The sequence below is a fragment of the Streptomyces sp. E11-3 genome, from assembly GCF_046540415.1.
Classification (GTDB): Bacteria; Actinomycetota; Actinomycetes; order Streptomycetales; family Streptomycetaceae; genus Streptomyces.
In genome coordinates, this window is the sequence record NZ_JAZGRL010000001.1 from 349,415 (window position 1) to 368,562 (window position 19,148).

At 72.0% G+C, this 19,148-nt stretch carries 15 protein-coding genes and 2 pseudogenes; 10 read left to right on the forward strand and 7 right to left on the reverse strand.

Annotated elements, in window-relative coordinates; all coding sequences use genetic code 11:
• Window positions 1–807 (reverse strand): annotated as a pseudogene (locus U9R90_RS01585) (hypothetical protein); the annotation flags it as partial.
• A 428-nt stretch (window positions 808–1,235) separates the two neighbouring features.
• On the opposite strand from U9R90_RS01585, the gene U9R90_RS01590 reads away from it, so the two are divergent.
• A complete protein-coding gene (locus U9R90_RS01590; RefSeq protein WP_411057602.1) occupies window positions 1,236–2,216 on the forward strand; it encodes an endonuclease/exonuclease/phosphatase family protein in 981 nt (326 codons plus the stop codon).
• 59 nt (window positions 2,217–2,275) lie between these two features.
• Here the strand turns inward: U9R90_RS01590 and U9R90_RS01595 are convergent, their stop codons facing one another.
• On the reverse strand, window positions 2,276–2,686 hold the full coding sequence (locus tag U9R90_RS01595) for a Fur family transcriptional regulator (protein WP_411054537.1): 411 nt from the start codon (window positions 2,684–2,686) through the stop codon (window positions 2,276–2,278).
• 274 nt (window positions 2,687–2,960) lie between these two features.
• Here U9R90_RS01595 and katG point away from each other — a divergent pair, with 274 nt between their 5' ends.
• From katG to U9R90_RS01615, 4 genes are all read left to right on the forward strand, one after another.
• The gene (gene katG / locus U9R90_RS01600; protein ID WP_411054538.1) at window positions 2,961–5,192 is read left to right on the forward strand and encodes a catalase/peroxidase HPI; all 2,232 of its coding nucleotides are present in this window, start codon (window positions 2,961–2,963) and stop codon (window positions 5,190–5,192) included.
• Window positions 5,193–5,316: 124 nt separating this feature from the next.
• Window positions 5,317–5,742: a GNAT family N-acetyltransferase gene (locus U9R90_RS01605; RefSeq protein ID WP_411054539.1), complete on the forward strand. Its 426-nt coding sequence runs from the start codon at window positions 5,317–5,319 to the stop codon at window positions 5,740–5,742.
• Between the two features lie 164 nt (window positions 5,743–5,906).
• Window positions 5,907–7,247, forward strand: a complete 1,341-nt coding sequence (locus U9R90_RS01610) for a hemolysin family protein (protein WP_411054540.1) — start codon at window positions 5,907–5,909, stop codon at window positions 7,245–7,247.
• Window positions 7,244–8,257 (forward strand): hemolysin family protein, encoded by a 1,014-nt coding sequence (locus U9R90_RS01615; RefSeq protein WP_411054541.1) that lies wholly within the window; start codon window positions 7,244–7,246, stop codon window positions 8,255–8,257. The genes U9R90_RS01610 and U9R90_RS01615 overlap by 4 nt, the downstream gene beginning before the upstream one ends.
• A gap of 348 nt (window positions 8,258–8,605) precedes the next feature.
• Here the strand turns inward: U9R90_RS01615 and U9R90_RS01620 are convergent, their stop codons facing one another.
• Window positions 8,606–8,968, reverse strand: coding sequence for a DUF1304 domain-containing protein (locus U9R90_RS01620; protein WP_411054542.1), 363 nt, complete (start codon window positions 8,966–8,968; stop codon window positions 8,606–8,608).
• A gap of 118 nt (window positions 8,969–9,086) precedes the next feature.
• On the opposite strand from U9R90_RS01620, the gene U9R90_RS01625 reads away from it, so the two are divergent.
• Both U9R90_RS01625 and purB read left to right on the forward strand, forming a co-directional pair.
• Window positions 9,087–9,866: an SGNH/GDSL hydrolase family protein gene (locus U9R90_RS01625; RefSeq protein ID WP_411054543.1), complete on the forward strand. Its 780-nt coding sequence runs from the start codon at window positions 9,087–9,089 to the stop codon at window positions 9,864–9,866.
• Window positions 9,867–9,925: 59 nt separating this feature from the next.
• Window positions 9,926–11,368 (forward strand): adenylosuccinate lyase, encoded by a 1,443-nt coding sequence (purB, locus tag U9R90_RS01630; RefSeq protein WP_411054544.1) that lies wholly within the window; start codon window positions 9,926–9,928, stop codon window positions 11,366–11,368.
• Window positions 11,369–11,475: 107 nt separating this feature from the next.
• Here purB and U9R90_RS01635 read toward each other — a convergent pair whose 3' ends face one another.
• Window positions 11,476–12,378, reverse strand: a complete 903-nt coding sequence (locus U9R90_RS01635; RefSeq protein WP_411054545.1) for a universal stress protein — start codon at window positions 12,376–12,378, stop codon at window positions 11,476–11,478.
• Window positions 12,379–12,601: 223 nt separating this feature from the next.
• Between U9R90_RS01635 and U9R90_RS01640 the strand changes: the two genes are divergently transcribed.
• Complete coding sequence (locus tag U9R90_RS01640; protein ID WP_411054546.1) at window positions 12,602–13,759, forward strand: ROK family transcriptional regulator; 1,158 nt, start codon at window positions 12,602–12,604, stop codon at window positions 13,757–13,759.
• 96 nt (window positions 13,760–13,855) lie between these two features.
• On the opposite strand, the gene U9R90_RS01645 is transcribed toward U9R90_RS01640, so the two are convergent.
• Together U9R90_RS01645 and U9R90_RS01650 are read right to left on the reverse strand one after the other, a co-directional pair.
• Window positions 13,856–14,596, reverse strand: coding sequence for a GntR family transcriptional regulator (locus U9R90_RS01645; protein WP_411054547.1), 741 nt, complete (start codon window positions 14,594–14,596; stop codon window positions 13,856–13,858).
• 204 nt (window positions 14,597–14,800) lie between these two features.
• Window positions 14,801–15,685 (reverse strand): RNA polymerase sigma-70 factor, encoded by an 885-nt coding sequence (locus U9R90_RS01650; protein WP_411054548.1) that lies wholly within the window; start codon window positions 15,683–15,685, stop codon window positions 14,801–14,803.
• A 96-nt stretch (window positions 15,686–15,781) separates the two neighbouring features.
• Here U9R90_RS01650 and U9R90_RS01655 point away from each other — a divergent pair, with 96 nt between their 5' ends.
• Window positions 15,782–16,621 (forward strand): alpha/beta fold hydrolase, encoded by an 840-nt coding sequence (locus U9R90_RS01655; RefSeq protein WP_411054549.1) that lies wholly within the window; start codon window positions 15,782–15,784, stop codon window positions 16,619–16,621.
• 186 nt (window positions 16,622–16,807) lie between these two features.
• Here the strand turns inward: U9R90_RS01655 and U9R90_RS01660 are convergent.
• Window positions 16,808–17,596: pseudogene (locus U9R90_RS01660) on the reverse strand (EamA family transporter); the annotation flags it as partial.
• A 109-nt stretch (window positions 17,597–17,705) separates the two neighbouring features.
• Between U9R90_RS01660 and U9R90_RS01665 the strand changes: the two are divergent.
• Window positions 17,706–19,127 (forward strand): PLP-dependent aminotransferase family protein, encoded by a 1,422-nt coding sequence (locus tag U9R90_RS01665; protein ID WP_411057603.1) that lies wholly within the window; start codon window positions 17,706–17,708, stop codon window positions 19,125–19,127.
• Window positions 19,128–19,148: the final 21 nt, after the last annotated feature.

Here is a 19,148-nt window from a genome sequence, read left to right on the forward strand (position 1 = left end):
TCCGCCCCCGTCCCCGCCCTCGCCCTCGTCCGCGTCCGCGACCAGGTCCACGGCCAGCCGACGCCGGGCCCCCAGGCGCACGATGACGGTGCCGGTGGACCGCCCTTCGTCGTGAAGGAGAATCCCCGCTTCGGCCGCCCACCGGTCAACGGCGCAGCGACGCCCCTGCGGCACCGACCCGGGCAACTCCGGGTCCGGCTCAGGGCCGTCGTCGGCGGGTGGCCGATCGGCCCCGGACCGGATCCGCAGCTCATCGGTCCTGCGCGCGTCCCACAGATGGCGATGCAGGTCGAGGCGGAACCGCTGGTGAGGACGAGGGTGCGGATGGCAGGAGGCGCCGACCTCGAAGTCGGCCCCGTCCCACAGCGCGAGGCTGATCCGCTGCCCGGCGTCCGCCCAGGCAGGCGGAGTCCGGGCCACGAGGTGCACCGGGCTCGCACCGTCACGCCCCGTGGCGTCGTACCGAGCCAGCGAGAGGGTCAGACCTGGGCGCAGCAGCCCGTTGGGAGCGATCCTCGGCATGTGCCAACGCAACAGGTCAGGCGCCAAATGACGGAGATCGGCCCGGACTTGAGCTGCTAGTTCCTGGCCACGGATACGCGCCACGGAACGAAGGTTGAGATCGACATCGATGCCTGCGGCGGCACACGCCCCCGCCCAGTCCCCGGTACAGCGGCGGGCGGTCGCAGTCTCGATCATGGACGGCGGCACGGCGAACTCACGTACGCGCAGCCAGAAGGAAAGGTGCCAGGAAGTAAGGCGCCAGGAGGAAAGTCGGGAATCCCTGTTCGCGGTCTGAGTGAGCATCAGCACTCACCTTGCGCGGATGGGACCCCCAATCTGTGAGCAGAATGAGTCATCATCGCGGTGATCATACCGCTCCTTACCCTGATCTGCCAGGGCGTTCTTGGGCGTGCTCCGTGAGCAACTCCGCCAGTCGGTCCGCGAATTCGGTGAGCCAGTCCAGTCGTGGTCACCGCCTCGTCGTTGTCCTCGGCCTCCGCCGGGGTCTGCGACCGGGCCCGCTCCAGCAGCAGTCGCTTGCTGCGGCCCACCCGTGGAATTCCGCGTTTGCGGTCTGGAACCTGGTCAGCGGACTATGCGTCGTAGCGGGCACGTCGTGCTGCTCGTGGCCGCAGGACGCGGATGTGTCCGAGGCAGAGGGGTGGGACTTGGTGGGGCGGGCGAACAGCTGGGTGGCGCCGAGGTCGAAGGCCGCGGCGCTCGGGCGGCGGCTGCGGCCCGGCGACCGGTGGCGTTGGGGCACGGACGCGAGAGGCCGGTCGCCCTGGGCGCGTGGTCGTGTTCTCGCGGCGCTTGCCGTGCTGACCGCCGGTCTGCTGGCCTTCCACGCCGCCGTGCCCAACACCGTAGCCCGCCTCGGCAGCCTGCTGGAGGCATTCCTGCCCTGGCTCGGCCTGGCCGTGGTGGTCCTGCTCGGTCTGGCGCTGCTGCGCCGCTCGGTCACCGCGCTGGTGGCCCTGGTCCTGCCCGCGGCCATCTGGGCGCACCACTTCGGAGGGCTGCTGCTCCCCGCGGACACCGGCGCACACGACATCACCGCGCTCCAGCACAACGTCAGTGACGAGAACACCGACCCCGCGGGCACCGCGCGTGCCCTGATCACGGCCGCACCGGATCTCATCGCTCTGGAGGAGCTGACGCCCTCCGCCCTGCCGGTCTACGAGAAAACCCTGGCCGCGGAGTACCCCTACCACGCGGTCGAGGGCAGCGTCGGGCTCTGGTCGAGATATCCGCTGGCCGACGCCCGGGCGATGGACATCAAGCCGGAGGGGATCGGGGAGGGCTGGAGCCGTGGGCTGCGGTCCAGCGTCCGTACGCCATGGGGCGAGATCGCGGTGTACGTCGCCCACCTGCCCTCGGTCCGCGTGCGATGGAACGGTTTCCGTTCCGGTTGGCGGGACGACAGCGCTGAGCTCCTCGGCGCGGCCATCGCCGCCGAGAAGCTGGACCAGGTGATCCTGCTGGGAGACCTCAACAGCACGGTGGACGACCGCGGGCTGGCCCCGGTCACCTCGCAGGTGCGCTCGGCGGGAGGGGGCTTCGCCTTCAGCTGGCCGGCGGCGTTCCCGCTGTCCCGGATCGACCACATCATGGCCCGCTCGGCGACGGTTACCGACGTCTGGACTCTGCCCGCCACCGGCAGCGATCACTTGCCGGTGGCCGCCGGCATCAAGCTCGTCGACGGCGACTGAGCGGCGGGACGCCCCTCAGGCGCAGGTGGTACGCCCCTCAGGCACAGGCGGTACGCCCCTCAGGCGCAGGACGGGCACAGTCCGCGGTAGGTGATCTCGGCCTCGGAGACCGTGAAGCCGAAGCGTTCGGCCGTCGGAAGCTCGCCCAGCGGATCGCCGGTGGGGTGCACGTCGCGGATGGTGCCGCAGGTCGAGCACACCAGGTGGTGGTGCGGATGGTGTGCGTTGGGGTCGTAGCGCTTGGCGCGGCCCGCGGTGGAGACCTCTATGACCTCACCGAGGGAGACCAGCTCGCCCAGGGTGTTGTAGACGGTCGCCCGGGAGATCTCGGGCAGCCGATCGGCCGCGCGTGCGTGCACCTCGTCGGCCGTGAGGTGCACGTGGTCGCCGTCGAGGACCTCCGCAACGACACGCCGCTGGGAGGTCATCCGCCAGCCACGCCCTCGCAGTCGCCGCAGCAGGTCACTCATATCGCTTCACCTCTTCAGGTTCGGTGGGACGCGCGGACTTTACCCGTGAGCGTGCGGGGTCCGATGGGATACGGGTTTGGCAACCTTCTTGACTTGGATTTGCTCCATCGTAGGATCGGTTCTGGCGATAGCCAAGGGACAAGAAGAGTCCAGCACCTCGGTGTCGAGGCGAACCGGTCGGCGAGGCCGAGGTCAGCAATGGAAGCTTGTGCCCCGACTGTTCCACCGCCCGCAGTTCTGTGCGCCGTGATACGCCAAATCCGGAAGGATTCCCATGTCCGAGAACCACGAGGCAATCGTCACTGACACACCAGCGGAGGGCACAGGTGGCTGCCCGGTCGCGCACGGGCGCGCTCCGCACCCGACCCAGGGCGGCGGAAACCGCCAGTGGTGGCCGGACCGGCTCAACCTGAAGATCCTTGCCAAGAACCCCGCCGTGGCCAACCCCCTCGGCGAGGAGTTCGACTACGCCGAGGCGTTCAAGACCCTCGACCTCCCGGCAGTGAAGCGGGACATCGCGGAGGTACTGACGACCTCGCAGGACTGGTGGCCGGCCGACTTCGGCCACTACGGCCCGTTCATGATCCGGATGGCGTGGCACAGCGCGGGCACGTACCGGATCAGCGACGGCCGCGGCGGTGCGGGCGCCGGGCAGCAGCGCTTCGCGCCCCTCAACAGCTGGCCGGACAACGGGAACCTCGACAAGGCCCGCCGCCTGCTGTGGCCGGTCAAGAAGAAGTACGGCAAGAACCTCTCGTGGGCCGACCTGATGATCCTCACCGGCAACGTCGCCCTGGAGCAGATGGGCTTCGAGACCTTCGGCTTCGCCGGCGGTCGTGCGGACGTCTGGGAGCCCGACGAGGACGTCTACTGGGGTCCCGAGACCACCTGGCTCGACGACGAGCGCTACACCGGCGACCGAGAGCTGGAGGACCCACTCGGCGCGGTCCAGATGGGCCTCATCTACGTCAACCCCGAGGGCCCGAACGGCAACCCGGACCCGATCGCCGCGGCCCGCGACATCCGCGAGACGTTCCGCCGGATGGCGATGAACGACGAGGAGACCGTCGCCCTGATCGCGGGCGGCCACACCTTCGGCAAGACCCACGGCGCGGGCCCGTCGGAGAGCGTCGGCCCCGACCCCGAGGCCGCCCCGATGGAGGAACTGGGCCTCGGCTGGCGGAACTCCTTCGGGACCGGCAAGGGTGGCGACGCGATCACCAGCGGCCTCGAAGGTACGTGGACGAACACCCCGGTGACCTGGGACAACAGCTTCTTCGACATCCTGTTCGGCTACGAGTGGGAACTGTTCCAGAGCCCCGCCGGCGCGAACCAGTGGCGGCCCAAGGACGGCGCCGGAGCGGGCACGGTACCCGACGCCCACGACCCGTCGAAGAGCCACGCCCCGACGATGCTGACGACCGACCTCTCGCTCCGAATCGACCCGGCGTACGAGCAGATCTCCCGCCGCTTCCACGAGAACCCCGCCGAGTTCGCGGACGCCTTCGCCCGGGCGTGGTTCAAGCTGACCCACCGCGACATGGGCCCGATCGTGCGCTACCTCGGCCCGGAGGTGCCGAGCGAGACGCTGCTGTGGCAGGACCCGCTGCCCGCGGTGACGCACGAGCTCGTCGACGCCGGGGACATCGCTGCCCTCAAGAGCCAGATCCTCACCTCGGGCCTGTCGGTCTCGCAGCTCGTGTCCACCGCGTGGGCGTCGGCCTCGTCCTTCCGTGGCAGCGACAAGCGCGGCGGCGCCAACGGTGCGCGCATCCGCCTCCAGCCGCAGATCGGGTGGGAGGTCAACAACCACGACCATCTGAAGACGGTGCTGCGCACCCTGGAGGGCATCCAGGCGACCTTCAACGCCGCCCAGAGTGGCGGCAAGCGGGTCTCGCTCGCCGACCTGATCGTGCTCGCCGGCGGTGCGGGGGTCGAGAGGGCCGCCCTGGACGCCGGATTCGACATCCAGGTCCCCTTCACGCCGGGTCGTGCGGACGCGTCGCAGGAGCAGACCGACGTGGAGTCGTTCGCCGCGCTCGAGCCGGCCGCCGACGGGTTCCGCAACTACCTCGGTAAGGGCAACCGGCTGCCGGCCGAGTACCTGCTGCTCGACCGGGCGAACCTGCTGACCCTGAGCGCCCCCGAGATGACGGTCCTCGTCGGTGGCCTCCGCGTCCTGGGCGCGAACCACCAGGAGTCACCGGTCGGCGTCTTCACCGCCACCCCCGGGGCGCTGACCAACGACTTCTTCGTCAACCTGCTCGACCTGGGCACGACGTGGAAGGCGACGTCCGAGGACGCGAGCACGTTCGAGGGCCGCGACGCCGCCACGGGCAAGGTCAGGTGGACCGGCAGCCGTGCCGACCTCGTCTTCGGCTCGAACTCCGAACTGCGCGCGCTCGCGGAGGTCTACGCGAGCGATGACGCGAAGGAGAAGTTCGTGAACGACTTCGTCGCGGCGTGGAACAAGGTGATGGAGCTGGACCGGTTCGACCTCGCCTGATCGTGACGTCCAGGTCGGCCCCCGTCGGCCGACCTGGACGTCCTCAGCCGGTGATCGGCGAACTGCCCTGCCCACATACCGAAATCCACGGCGCAACGGCCCGCCCGGTGATGGGATAGGGCTCATGAACGATCTTCGGATACGGGCCGCCGCGCCCCAGGACCTCGACGCGGTGCTCGCCTTCTGGAAGAGCGCCGCCGAGGGCAACAGCATCAGCGACGACCGCGACGGTGTGGAGCGACTGCTCGCCCGGGACCCCGAGGCGCTGATCCTCGCCGAGCGCGCGGGCGAGCTGGCCGGGACGGTGATCGCCGGCTTCGACGGCTGGCGCTGCCATCTGTACCGGCTCGCGGTGCATCCGGAGCACCGGCGGCAAGGCATCGGAGCCGCGCTGCTCGCCGCCGCGGAGGAGCGTTTCGTACGCCTCGGAGGGCGCCGCGGGGACGCGATGGTGCTGGAGCGCAACGAGCTGGCCCACCACGCGTGGCGGGCGGCCGGGTACCAACCCGAGAACCAGTGGCGGCGCTGGGTCAAACCGCTCACCGACTGAGCACGGCGCCCGCGCCCACCACCGCGCTTTGCCGCTCGTTTACCATGGGTGAAACGTCTGCCCTCTCTTGAAAGGTGTGAGCGTCCGCCCATGGGCGAGCCTCCTAGTACCCGATATCGCGCCGTCACCACCGCTCTGTCCGATCATGGGACGGAGGTGACCCGATGACGGAAGTACTCCTCCTCGCTCTGGCCGTACTGCTCAGCCTCGCCTGCGGCGCCTTCGTGGCGGCGGAGTTCTCGCTGACCACCGTGGAGCGCAGTGAACTCGAAGGTGCCGTCGAGCGCGGGGAGCGCGGCGCCGCCAGTGCGCTGAAGGCCGTGCGCGGCCTCACCTTCCAGCTCTCCGGCGCCCAGCTCGGCATCACGGTCACCAACCTGATCGTCGGCATGCTCGCCGAGCCCTCGATCGCCAAGCTGATCGCGGGGCCGCTGGAGAGCGTCGGTGTCCCGGACTCGGCGTCGCACTCCATCGCCCTGGTCATCGGTACGGCCCTGTCGACGGTCTTCCTGATGGTCGTCGGCGAGCTGGTGCCGAAGAACTGGGCGATCTCCACGCCGCTGGCCGTCGCCAAGCGGGTGGCGACCCCACAGCGCTGGTTCAGCGCCGCCTTCCGCCCGCTGATCACCCATCTCAACAACACCGCGAACCGCACGGTGCGCCGCTTCGGCATGGAGCCCACGGAAGAGCTCGCGTCCGCCCGCGGGCCCCAGGAACTGGTGGCCCTGGCCCGCCACTCGGCGAAGGCCGGCGCGCTGGAGGCGGACACCGCCGAACTGTTCGTCCGCACCCTGAACCTCGCCGACCTGACCGCGGAGAACGTGATGACCCCGCGCGTGCAGGTGATGGCCCTGGACGTACAGGCGACGGCGGAGGATGTGGCCTCCGCGACCCGGGCGACCGGGCTGTCCCGCTTCCCCGTCTACCGCCACAGCCTCGACTCGGTCGTCGGCGTGGCGCACATCAAGGACGTCCTGGCGGTGCCCGCCGAGCGCAGGGCGCGCTTCCCCGTCTCCGAGCTGCTGCGCGAACCTCTGCTGGTGCCGGAGTCACTCACCGTCGACCGGCTGCTCGACCGGCTGTCGAGCAAGCGCACGATGGCCGTCGTGATCGACGAGTACGGCGGTACGGCGGGGGTCGCCACGCTGGAGGACATCGTCGAGGAGGTCGTCGGCGAGGTGCGGGACGAGCACGACCCGCACGAGACGCCCGACCTGGCCCCGGCCGGTGACGACGCCGAGGGCCGCAAGGTGTACTCGGCCGACGGTGCCGCACGCATGGACCAGCTGGCGAAGATCGGGCTGCGTGCGCCGGACGGCCCGTACGAGACCCTCGCGGGCCTGGTCGCCACCGAGCTCGGCCGTATCCCGGCCGTCGGCGACACGATCGAGGTCACCGGCTGGCAGCTGGACGTGGTGGACGCGACCGGGCACCGCGCGGCCCGGCTGCTGCTGCACGCGCCGGCCGCCGACGCCACCCAGGAGACCACGGAGGGAACGCGATGATCGTCGTCCAGTTGCTGATCGGCTTCGCGACCCTGGTCGCCAACGCCTTCTTCGTCGGCGCCGAGTTCGCGCTGATCTCGGTGCGCCGCAGCCAGATCGAGCCGCGCGCCGAACAGGGCGACCGGCGGGCCCGCAGTGTGATGTGGGGCCTGCAGCACGTGTCGCACGTCCTGGCCGCGGCCCAGCTGGGCATCACACTGTGCACGCTGGTCCTGGGTGTGGTCGCGGAGCCCGCGATCGCGCATCTGCTGGAGCCGGTGTTCGACGCGGTCGGTGTGCCGCACGGCCTGGTCCACCCGATCTCGTTCGTGATCGCGCTGGCCCTGGCGACGTATCTGCACATGCTGTTGGGCGAGATGATCCCGAAGAACATCGCGCTCGCGGAGCCGGTGCGCAGCGCGCTGCTGCTCGGCCCGCCGCTGGTGGCGGTGACCCGGGCGCTGCGCCCGGTGATCTTCACCATCAACGCCTTCGCCAACGGGCTGCTGAAGCTGCTGCGCGTCGAGCCCAAGACCGAGGTGACCGCGACCTTCTCGGACGACGAACTCGCCCGGCTGGTCAAGGACTCCGGCGAGGCGGGGCTGATCGACGCGCGCGCCCGCGAGCGGCTGCACGACGCGCTGGAGCTGGGCCGCCGCCCGGTGGCCGACGTGGTGCTGCCACTGGAGCGGGTCGTGTACGCGCGGGTCGGGGTGACCCCGGAGCAGTTGGAGCAGCTCTCGGCCGAGTCCGGGTTCTCCCGGTTCCCGGTCGTCGACTCGGGCCTGCGGATCGTCGGCTATCTGCACGTCAAGGACGCGCTGGACGCCATGCCGCGGGATCTGCCGTTCCAGGTACGGGAGATGCGGCAGATCGCCCGGGTCCGGGAGGCCACGCCGCTGGACGACGTGCTGACCGCCATGCGGCGCAGCCGCACCCATGTGGCGGCGGTGCTCGGCGAGGACGGCCGTCTCTCCGGCATGGTCACCATGGAGGACGTCCTGCGGGAGCTGTTCGGCCAGTCCGCCTAGGGGGCGTCTCTCCGATCTTCGCGGATCAGCCTGCGCCCGCTGCGAAGCAGCTGATGTCTCGCGGTGCGGTGCATCGGCGTACGGCCGGATCGCCCTCGTACTGGACGTACTTGGGTGATTCGGCCGTGCGTCGAAGGGGGTCCCTCCCTGCTCAATGGGGTCTCCCCTGCTCGAGCGCAGCCGAGAGCTTGGGGAAGCAGTCGAGAGCTTGGGGGCGCGTGCCAGGCGTCGCGGGCCCGCGAAGATCGGGGAGACGCCCCCTAGCGGCGGGCACCGCGGCGCGTCCGGGTCGGTCGGCGCGTCCGGGTCGGTCGGCGCGTCCGGGTCGGTCGGCGCGTCCGGTCGGCCTCAGTGGGCCAGCAGGACCAGCGCCAGCGCGATCAGGGCCGGGACGGTCTGTACGAAGAGGATCTTGCGAGACGCCGTCGCGGCGCCGTACAGCCCGGCGACGGCCACGCAGATCAGGAAGAAGATCCGCACCTGGAAGCCGACCGGGTCGGAGGCGAAGGCGCCCCACAGCAGCCCGGCGGCCAGGAAGCCGTTGTAGAGGCCCTGGTTGCCGGCGAGCGCCTTGGTCGAGGCGGCGAACTCCTCCGTCGTGCCGAAGGCGGCCCGCGCCCGGGGGCTGGTCCACAGGAACATCTCCAGGACCAGGATGTAGACATGCAGCAGGCCGAGCGCGAGAACGGCGATCATGGCGACGACGGACATGCGCACACGGTACGTCACTCCATGATCGGCCGCGGCTCCGAGCCGTGCCCGGCAGATCCCCCATGGGTCGGCCCGCGCCGTGCCGCCGACCCCGCCGCGGGATAGCATCGCTCCCGCCATGCAGATGAATGCCACCTACACCAGTCTTGTCGCGGTCGGCGACTCGTTCACCGAGGGCATGTCCGACCGCCTGCCCGACGGCTCCTACCGCGGCTGGGCCGATGTCCTGGCGGGCCGGATGGCGGCACGCGAGCCCGGGTTCCGGTACGCGAACCTCGCCGTACGCGGCAAGCTCATCGCGCAGATCGTCGACGAGCAGGTCGACGCCACCGCGGCCATGCGGCCCGATGTCGTCACCCTGGTAGGCGGTCTGAACGACACACTGCGCCCCAAGTGCGACATGGTACGGGTGAAGGACCTCCTCGAAGAGGCGGTCCTGCGGCTGGCACCGGCGTGCGAGCAGCTGGTGCTGATGCGCAGCCCGGGGCGGCAGGGGCCGGTCCTGGAGCGCTTCCGGCCCCGGATGGAGGAGCTGTTCGCGCACATCGACACGCTCGCCGCCCGGCACGGTGCGCTGGTGGTCGACCTGTACGGCGCCGATGTGCTCGGCGATCGGCGGATGTGGGACGTGGACCGGCTGCACCTGACCGGCGATGGACACCGCAGGGTCGCCGAGGCCGTCTGGCAGACCCTCGGCTACGAGCCCGAGGACGACTGGCAGGCGCCGCTGCCGCCCCCGGTGCTGCCGGGCTGGCTGACCCGGCGCAAGGCCGACGCACGGTTCGCCCGGGAGCACTTGGGGCCGTGGATCGGCCGCCGCCTCACGGGCCGCTCATCCGGCGACGGGCTCCCGCCCAAGCGCCCCGAGCTGCTGCCGTTCGACCCGATCAAGTCGTAGCAACGTACGAACCAGGCCGGGGCGCTGGCCTGCACAAACCGCCAGTAGAATGGCCGACTGTGACTGCTGTGTCTGCGAAGCCTCGCATCCCCAATGTTCTTGCCGGCCGCTACGCCTCGGTGGAGCTCGCCGCCCTCTGGTCCCCCGAGCAGAAGGTGAAGTTGGAGCGCCAGCTCTGGCTTGCCGTGCTGCGCGCGCAGAAGGACCTCGGGATCGAGGTGCCGGACGCCGCGCTCGATGACTACGCGCGCGTGCTCGACACCGTCGACCTGGCCTCGATCGCCGAGCGCGAGAAGGTGACCCGGCACGATGTGAAGGCCCGCATCGAGGAGTTCAACGCCCTCGCCGGGCACGAGCACGTGCACAAGGGCATGACGTCCCGCGACCTCACCGAGAACGTCGAGCAGCTGCAGGTCCGCCGCTCGCTGGAGCTGATGCGCGACCGTACGGTGGCGGTGCTGGCCCGGCTCGGGAAGCTGGCGGGCGAGTACGGCGAGCTGGTGATGGCGGGCCGCTCGCACAACGTGGCGGCGCAGGCCACCACGCTCGGCAAGCGCTTCGCGACCGCGGCGGACGAGCTGCTGGTGGCGTACGGGCGGCTGGAGGAGCTGCTGGAGCGGTATCCGCTGCGGGGCATCAAGGGCCCGGTCGGCACCGCGCAGGACATGCTGGACCTGCTGGGCGGGGACGCCGCGAAGCTGGCCGAGCTTGAGCAGCGGATCGCCGGGCACCTCGGTTTCTCGCAGGCGTTCACCTCGGTCGGCCAGGTCTACCCGCGCTCGCTGGACTACGAGGTCGTCACCGCGCTGGTGCAGCTGGCCGCGGCGCCGTCGTCGACCGCGAAGACGATTCGGCTGATGGCCGGGCACGAGCTGGTGACCGAGGGCTTCAAGCCGGGCCAGGTCGGCTCGTCCGCCATGCCGCACAAGATGAACACCCGCTCCTGCGAGCGCGTCAACGGCCTCATGGTCATCCTGCGCGGGTACGCGTCGATGACCGGCGAGCTGGCGGGCGACCAGTGGAACGAAGGCGATGTCTCCTGCTCGGTGGTGCGTCGGGTGGCCCTGCCCGACGCGTTCTTCGCGCTCGACGGGCTCCTTGAGACCTTCCTGACCGTGCTGGACGAGTTCGGCGCGTTCCCCGCCGTCGTCGCCCGCGAGCTGGACCGCTATCTGCCGTTCCTGGCCACCACCAAGGTCCTGATGGGCGCGGTGCGTGGCGGTGTGGGCCGTGAGCTGGCGCACGAGGCCATCAAGGAGAACGCGGTGGCATCCGCCCTGGCGATGCGCGAGCAGGGCGCCGAGCGCAACGAGCTGCTCGACAAGCTCGCCGCGGACGAGCGGATTCCGCTGGACCGGGCCGGGCTGGACGCGCTGATGGCCGACAAGCTGTCCTTCACGGGCGCGGCGGGCGACCAGGTCGCGGCCGTGGTGTCCCGTATCGAGGAGATCGTGAAGCAGCGCCCGGAGGCCGCGGGGTACACGCCCGGCGCGATCCTCTGAGCCGCTGAGCCGCTGAGCCACCCGGGCCTGCGCCCGGGTGGCTCTTCGGTGCCGCTCAGCTGCGCGGTGCGCCCTGGCTGCGGGTGCGCCTTAGCTGTGGGTGCGCCTTAGCTGTGCGGTACTACGGCGACGGGGCAGTCGACGTGGTGGATCACCGCGTGCGTGACCGGACCCGTGTGTGGACCCACGGGCCGCTCGGCCATGCGCCTGCCGACGACAAGCAGGCTCGCCCCGCTGGCCGCGCGCAGCAGCGCGGTGGTGGCCCTGCCCCGCACGATGGTCTCGGCGACTTCGACCTCGGCGTACTTGCCGCGCCACAGGTGCAGGACCGCGTTCACGAACCCGCGCCACTCCTCGCGCTGACGGGGGTCGTCCACCAGACCGACCTCGCCAGGACCGGCCTTCAGCGGCGAGCGGGCGTGCCAGGCGTGGACGACCCGCAGCCGCGCGCCGCGCAGCCGGGCCGCTTCGAAGGCGAACTCGATGACCTCGTCGCACGGGTCGCCCACATCCAGGCCCAGCACCACGTCGCGGTAGCCGGTGCCCAGCGACGGGCTGCCGTCGTCCGCCGGGAGGTGCTCGTCGGATGGCTGCTCCCCCGCCCGTACGAGGACGACGGGCCGTACCGCCTTCGCCACGACGCCGAGTGCCACCGAGCCGACCAGGAATCCGGTGAGGCCGCTGAGCCCGCGCGAGCCGAGCACCAGGAGTTCGGACCGTTCGGCGGTCTCCAACAGGGCGGTGGCGGCCGGGGCCTCGATCTGGTCCTCGGTGACCCGCAGCTCGGGGTGCGCCCGCCGGACACTGTCCCCGGCATCGTGCAGAATGCGCTGGGCCAGGCCGCGCTGGGCGGGGCTGGCCGGCATGGGGGACGTGGGCCGCGGGTTCCAGTCCCAGGCGTGCACCAGACGCAGCGGCAGATCGCGCCGGAGCGCTTCCCGCGCCGCCCATGCGACGCCTGCCAGGCTCTCGGCGGAGCCGTCCACTCCGACGGCGACCGGTCGCATCATGATGTGCGCCTCCTCCACTCGTGACCGCAGAGGGCTTGTCCCCGTGCGGGCTTACCCATCGTGGCCAGCGTCTCTCCCTGGCGCGGGGGCGGCCAGGGGCCGCGCGGCCTGGGCGCGGGTCCGTTCGGCCCCCGCCCACACCCCGGGTACCCCCGCGGTCGCCGGGTGTTCGTCGCGGCGAGTACGATCCGCCCATCAAGCGGGCGAGCTGGGAGGACGGACGGTGGGGCGGCTGACCGGCGGGGACCCCTCGCTGTTGCGGCGGATCAACTCGGCGGTGGTGCTGCACGCGCTACGCGGCACGGATTCGGCGACCCTCACCGAGGTCACCCGCGTCACGGGGCTCTCCCGGCCCACGGTCGAGGGCGTCGTCGAGGGGCTGATCGGGGCCGGGCTCGTGGTGGAGGCCCCGGCCGACGAGGGCGCGGCCCGGCGCCAGGGGCGGCCGGCGCGCAGGTTCCGTTTCCGGGCCGAGGCCGGGCATCTGCTGGGCCTCGAGGTCGGGCCGCACCGGGTCGCCGCGGTCCTGTCCGACCTGGACGGCCGGGTGATCGGCACCGGCCAGAAGGACGTGGACGAGGCGGCGCCCGCCGATGAACGGCTGGACCGGTTGCGTACGGCCGTCGCGGAGCTGCTGCGGCGGGCGGGGATCGCCCGCGGCTCACTGCGGGCCGTCGGTGTGGGCACCCCGGGGATCGTGGAGACCGACGGCACGGTGCGCCTGAGCACGGCGCTGCCCGGCTGGACCGGCCTCGCGCTCGGGGAACGGCTGCGGCGGTCCTTCAGGTGCCCGGTGCTGGTGGAGAACGACGCCAACGCCGCCGCGGTCGCGGAACACTGGAAGGGCGCGGCGACCGACTCCGACGACGTGGTGTTCGTCCTGGCCGGGCTCAGTCCCGGGGCCGGGGCACTGATCGGCGGGCGGCTGCACCGCGGGTACGGCGGCGCCGCGGGCGAGATCGGCGCGCTGCATCTGCTGGGCCGTGAGGTCACCCCCGAATCGCTGCTGTCCACCACGGACGAGCCACTACATCCGCTGGACGAGCAGGCGGTGACCGAGGTCTTCGCGCTCGCCCGCCAGGGTGACGCACGGGCCGCGGCGGCCGTCGAGCGGTTTATCCAGCGGCTGGTGCACGATGTGGCGGCCCTGGTGCTGGCCCTGGACCCGGAGCTGGTGGTGGTCGGCGGCTGGGCGGCGGGCCTGGACGGCGTACTGGACCCGCTGCGCCGCGAGTTGGCGCGCTACTGCCTGCGCCCGCCACGGGTCGCGCTGTCCGTGCTCGGCGAGGCGGCGGTGGCGACGGGGGCGCTGCGGCTCGCGTTGGACCATGTCGAGGAAGAGCTGTTCGCGGTGGAGAGTACGGTGACGGCCCGCCGCTGAGCGGTGCGGCGGGCCGTTGGCCCGTGACCGGGTGGGTGGTGCCCCGTGACCGGGCGGTGATGCCCGTGACCGGATGGGACGGTCAGGGGCGCTGGGTCAGGAGTGGACTTCGACGTCGCCGGTGTCGCCGAAGGTGAGGCGGCAGGTGTCGGCGCGGTAGGTGGCGACGGAGACCGCTGCGGTGCCGCCCCCGGCGAAGAACCGAGTGGTGACGACCAGTACGGGGGCACCGGGCAGCCGGTCGAGCTGCTTGGCGTCGTCGGAGCGGGCCGAGCCCAGCTCCACGGCGCGGTCCTCGCCCTCAAGGCCCAGACTCTCCAGTTCGCGCAGCACGGCGGCCCCGCGTGCGGTGCCGGTGGGCGCGTCGGCGGCGGCCAGGCCCGGTACCGATGCGGCCGGAACGTACAGCAGCTCGGCGGCGACGGGCTGTCCCCCGCTCACCCGCAGCCGGCGCACCACATGCACTGGCTCGTCCTGCCCGGTGCCCAGGTGCCGGACCACGGACGCGGGCGGGACCTCCCGCGTGCCGTCGGCGAGTTCCCAGGCGGTGTCGGACACGCCCGGCCAGTTGTGCGCGGTGGAGCCCACGGACACGCCCATCCGGGGCGGGGCGACGGTGGTGCCGACGCCGCGGCGGCGCTGCAGCCGCCCTTCGAGCTCCAGCTGCTCCAGGGCCTGGCGGAGGGTGGCCCGGGCCACGCCGAAGCGGGCCGCGAGGTCACGTTCGTTGGGCAGGATCTCGCCCACGGCGAACTCGGAGTCGAGCGCCTCGCTGATCACGGTCTTGAGGTGCCGGTACTTCGGCTCCGGCACCGTTTCGAGCTGTGTGGTCCCCACCCTGTTCCTCCGCCATCCCCAGAAACCCCGGGCGCTTTACATGCCCTTGTTTATTAAAGGTTCCTCACTATCTCAGCGACGATAGGGCCACCCCCACCCTTGGTCAAGACCAATCAGCCGCCGGTTACGGAGCGCTGCCGGTCCCGTACGCAGGCATGCGGAAGGCCCCCGTCCGCCTGGACAGGGGCCCTTCGTACCGGAGTCTCAGAGGGCGGCGAGCGAGGAGAGCTTGTCGGGGTTGCGGATGATGTAGACGCACTGGATGAGACCGTCGGCGACCTCCACCTGGAACACCGCGTCAGGCTTGCCCGCCGAGAGCGCGAGCAGGGTGGGGCGGCCGTTCACCTCGACGAAGCGGAATTCCATGTCGGCGACCGGCTGGCGCGCGACCCCGTACAGGAAGCGGCCCACCTTGTCGGCCGTCTCGATGACGCGCAGTGGCGCCTTGGCCTTGCCGCCGCTGTCCCCGACGAGTCGTACGTCCGGCGCAAGAAGCGACATCAACCCGCCGAGGTCTCCCCCGGCGGCCGCGGCGAGGAACCGTTCGGTCAGGTCGCGGCACTCGGCCGGGTCCACGTCGTAGCGCGGTTTGCGCTCCTCGACGTGCCTGCGGGCCCGCCCGGCGAGCTGCCGGACGGCCGACTCGCTGCGCTCCAGGGTCGCGGCGATCTCGGAGAAGGGGAAGCCGAAGGCCTCACGGAGCACGAACACCGCGCGTTCCAGCGGCGACAGCGACTCCAGGACGACCAGGACGGCGAGCGAGACGGAGTCGGCCAGCACGGCTCGCTCCGCGGTGTCGGGCACGGTGGCCCCGAAGTCGGTGACCAGCGGCTCGGGCAGCCAGGGCCCCACGTAGGCCTCACGCCTGGAGCCCAGCTGGCGGAGCCGGTCTATCGCCAGCCGGGTGGTGATCCGTACCAGGTACGCGCGCTCCTCCCGGACCTTCTCGCGGTCGGCGGCCGACCAGCGCAGCCAGGCCTCCTGCACCACGTCCTCTGCGTCGCTGACACGGCCGAGCATGCGGTAGGCGACGCCGGTCAGGACGGGGCGGTGCTCTTCGAAAACGTCTGTCGCGGTATTGGTTGCCACGCCACCATTGAACCAGGGGCTACCGAACGGTAATCGTTGCTGACAAGGTGTCTACAAGAGCTGTCCGACCGAGCGTTGCCCACGACGAGGAGCAGCATGTCCGCCACCGCCTCCTTCAGCATCGACACCCCGAACGGCCCGCAGAGCGTCTCCGTGGCCTACCACCGCGCGGGCTCGGGCGAGCCGCTGCTCCTGCTGCACGGGATCGGCCACCACTGGCAGGCCTGGGAACCGGTGTTGGGGATTCTGGCCACCGAGCGCGACGTGATCGCCGTGGACCTGCCCGGCTTCGGCGCGTCCCCCGCGCTGCCCGACGGGGTCCCGTACGACCTGGCGTCGGTGGTGCCCACGCTGGGGGCCCTGTGCGCGGAGCTCGGCATCGACCGTCCGCATGTCGCCGGGAACTCCCTGGGCGGGTTGCTGGCCCTGGAGTTGGGCCGCGAGAAGCTCGTACGCTCGGTCACCGCGCTCTCCCCGGCCGGCTTCTGGTCGAAGGGCGAGCAGCGGTACGCGGTAACGATACTCCGGGCGATGCGGCAGGGGGCGGCGGCGCTGCCGCTGCCCATGATCGAGCGGCTGTCCCACTCGGCGGCCGGACGGGCAGCGCTCACCAGCACCATCTACGCCCGGCCGGGGCGGCGTTCACCCGAGGCCGTCGTCGCGGAGACCCTGGCCCTGCGCCAGGCCACCGGTTTCCACGAGACGCTCGCCGCCGGACGGGACGTGTTCTACCTCGACGATGTCTGCCAGATCTCCGGCGTCCCGGTGACCGTCGCCTGGGGCACCCGCGACATGCTGCTCCCGCGCCGCCAGGGCATCCGGGCCAAGCACACGATCCCCGGTGCGCGGCTGGTGCGGCTGCCGGGGTGCGGCCATGTGCCGATGAACGACGACCCCGCGCGGGTGGCCCGCGTCATCCTCGACACCAGCCGCTGAGAGCCTGCCGCTGCGCCCCTGGCCGGACCCGGCCGCTGCGTGGGCGGACCCGGTCGCTTCGTGGCCGGACCCGGCCGCTTCGGTCTGCCCGCCGTGCCGGGTCCCGCTGGTGAACACCCCGGAGCCCAGGGCGACGCCGATCCCGACCAGGGCGCTGCCCGCGGCCTGGGCCGCCCCGTAGGTCCCCGTACCGACCAGCTGGGCCGTGCAGGCGGCGGCGACCGGGATCAGGCCGGAGAAGAGCGTGGCGCGTTCGGCGCCGATCCGCTGGATGGCGGCGTACCAGCAGACGAAGCCGACGACGGTGACGACCACCGCCTGCCAGAACAGGGCCGCCGCCTCATGACCGGAGGGCATCCGCAGCCAGTGCGAGCCGTCCATCACCATGCCGATCAGGGCGGACTCCAACGCGGCGACGCCGCAGACCACGGCGGAGAGCAGCTTCGGGCCCAGCGGCCGCAGAACCGGCACGGCGAGCACCGCGAAGCCGACCTCGCCGACGAGCGCCAGCACCGAGAAGACGATGCCCACGGTGTCGGTGCGGCCCCACCCCTGCACGGTCATGGCGCCGGCGGCGACGAGCAGCGCGCCGTACAGCACCGGCCGGGTGGGTCTGCGGCCCGACAGCGCGGGGACCAGCACGGCCACCACGACCGGGGCGCAGCCGACGAAGACGCCGGGTACGGCGGGTTCCGCGGTCCGCTCGGCGGCCAGGATCGCCAGGTTGAACCCGACCATGCCGACGGCCGCCAGCAGCGCGAGGCGGCCCCACTGGGGCCGGGTGAGACGGCGCGACGGGGCCGTGCCGCCCCGGCCGAGCAGGGGCAGAAGCAGCAGGCAGGCGAGGCCGTAGCGCAGGAACTGGCCGCCCGCGTACGGGTAGTCGCCCAGCAGGCTGTTGGCGGTGAAGGAGCCGCCGACCAGGCAGCAGGCCAGCGCGGCGAGGAGGGCTCCTCGCGTGGAGTTCGAGGTCATGCGCCCGACGCTAGGCAGCGCTGTGGCACCGTTTAAGGTCCACTCCGGTGGCTCCTTCAGGGACCACTTCACAAACAGCCCGGCTCACCAAGGAAGTGGGGGATTTCCGCTGTCCGCACCGGAGAGCGGCGGTCAGACCTGGGCCGCCGCCTGGGAGTTGCTGCTGCCCGCCGCGGCCGCCCCGCCACGCGCGCGTGGCCGCACGCTCCAGTCGGCGCTGCGGGAAGCGGTCAGATCGGCGCGGCTCGCGCCGGGGACCCGGCTGCCGTCCAGCCGCGAACTGGCCGCGGACCTGGGCGTGTCCCGTGGCCTGGTCACCGAGGCGTACGAGCAGCTGACCGCCGAGGGCTACCTGCGCGCGGACCGTGGCTCGGGCACCTGGGTGGGCGGCGCCGCGCGGGCCGCCGCGCCCAGGGCCCGCGATCTGGCGCCCCGCCCCGGCGACGCGCGGGTGAACTTCCTTCCCGGGAGTCCCGATCTGTCGTTGTTCCCGCGCTCCGCGTGGGCGGCGGCCCAGCGCGCGGTCCTCGCCGAACTGCCGCACCACGGGCTCGGCTACCCCGATCCACGCGGGCTGCCCCGGCTGCGTACCGCCCTGGCCGAGCTGCTCACCCGCCGCCGCGGGGTGGTCGCGGACCCGGAGCGGGTCATCGTCTGCTCGGGCGTCGCCCAGGCGATGAGCCTGGTCGGCCAGGTGCTGCACGCGCGCGGGGAGCGCACGCTGGGCGCCGAGGACCCGGGCAGCCCCGAGCACGCGCAGCAGCTCGCCACGGCCGGAATCGCCACGGTGCGCCTGCCGTTGGACGACGAGGGACTCGCCCTGGCTCCGCTACGCGCGCGCCGTGAGCTGCGTACGGTGGTGACCACGCCGTCCCACCAGTTCCCGTCCGGCCTCTCGTACGCGCCGCGGCGCCGCACCGAACTGCTGGACTGGGCACGGTCGGTGGACGGTCTGGTCGTGGAGGACGACTACGACGGGGACTTCCGCTACGACCGTGCCCCCGTGGGAGCCCTTCAGGGACTCGACCCGGAGCGCGTCGCGTACACGGGCTCGGTCAGCAAGTCCCTCGCCCCCGGGCTGCGGCTCGGCTGGCTGCTCGTCCCCGACTCGCTGACCGACGACGTCGTCGCGCGCAAGCGCATGATGGACCTCGGCAACCCGGTGCTCGACCAGGCGCTTCTGGCGCACTTCGTCGAACGCGGCGGCTACGACCGCCAGTTGCGCCGCTGCCAGCGCGCGTACCGGGAGCGCAGGGACGCCCTCGTATCCGCCCTTGAGGAGCACTTCCCGGGTACGGAGGTGACCGGCATCGCCGCCGGGCTGCACGTCATCGCCCGCGTCCCCGAGTCGTACGGACCCCAGGACGCCTTCCTGGAGCGGGCGGCCGCGGCGGGGGTCGCGGTGCGCCCGCTGAGCGACTACACCTCGACGGTGCCCGACGACGGGGCGGTACGGCTCGTCATCGGGTACGCGCAACTGGCCCCGGCGCGGATCGCCGACGGGTTGCGGCTGCTGGCGCGAGCCACGTAGGCGAGGGCGCGGCCGCTGAGG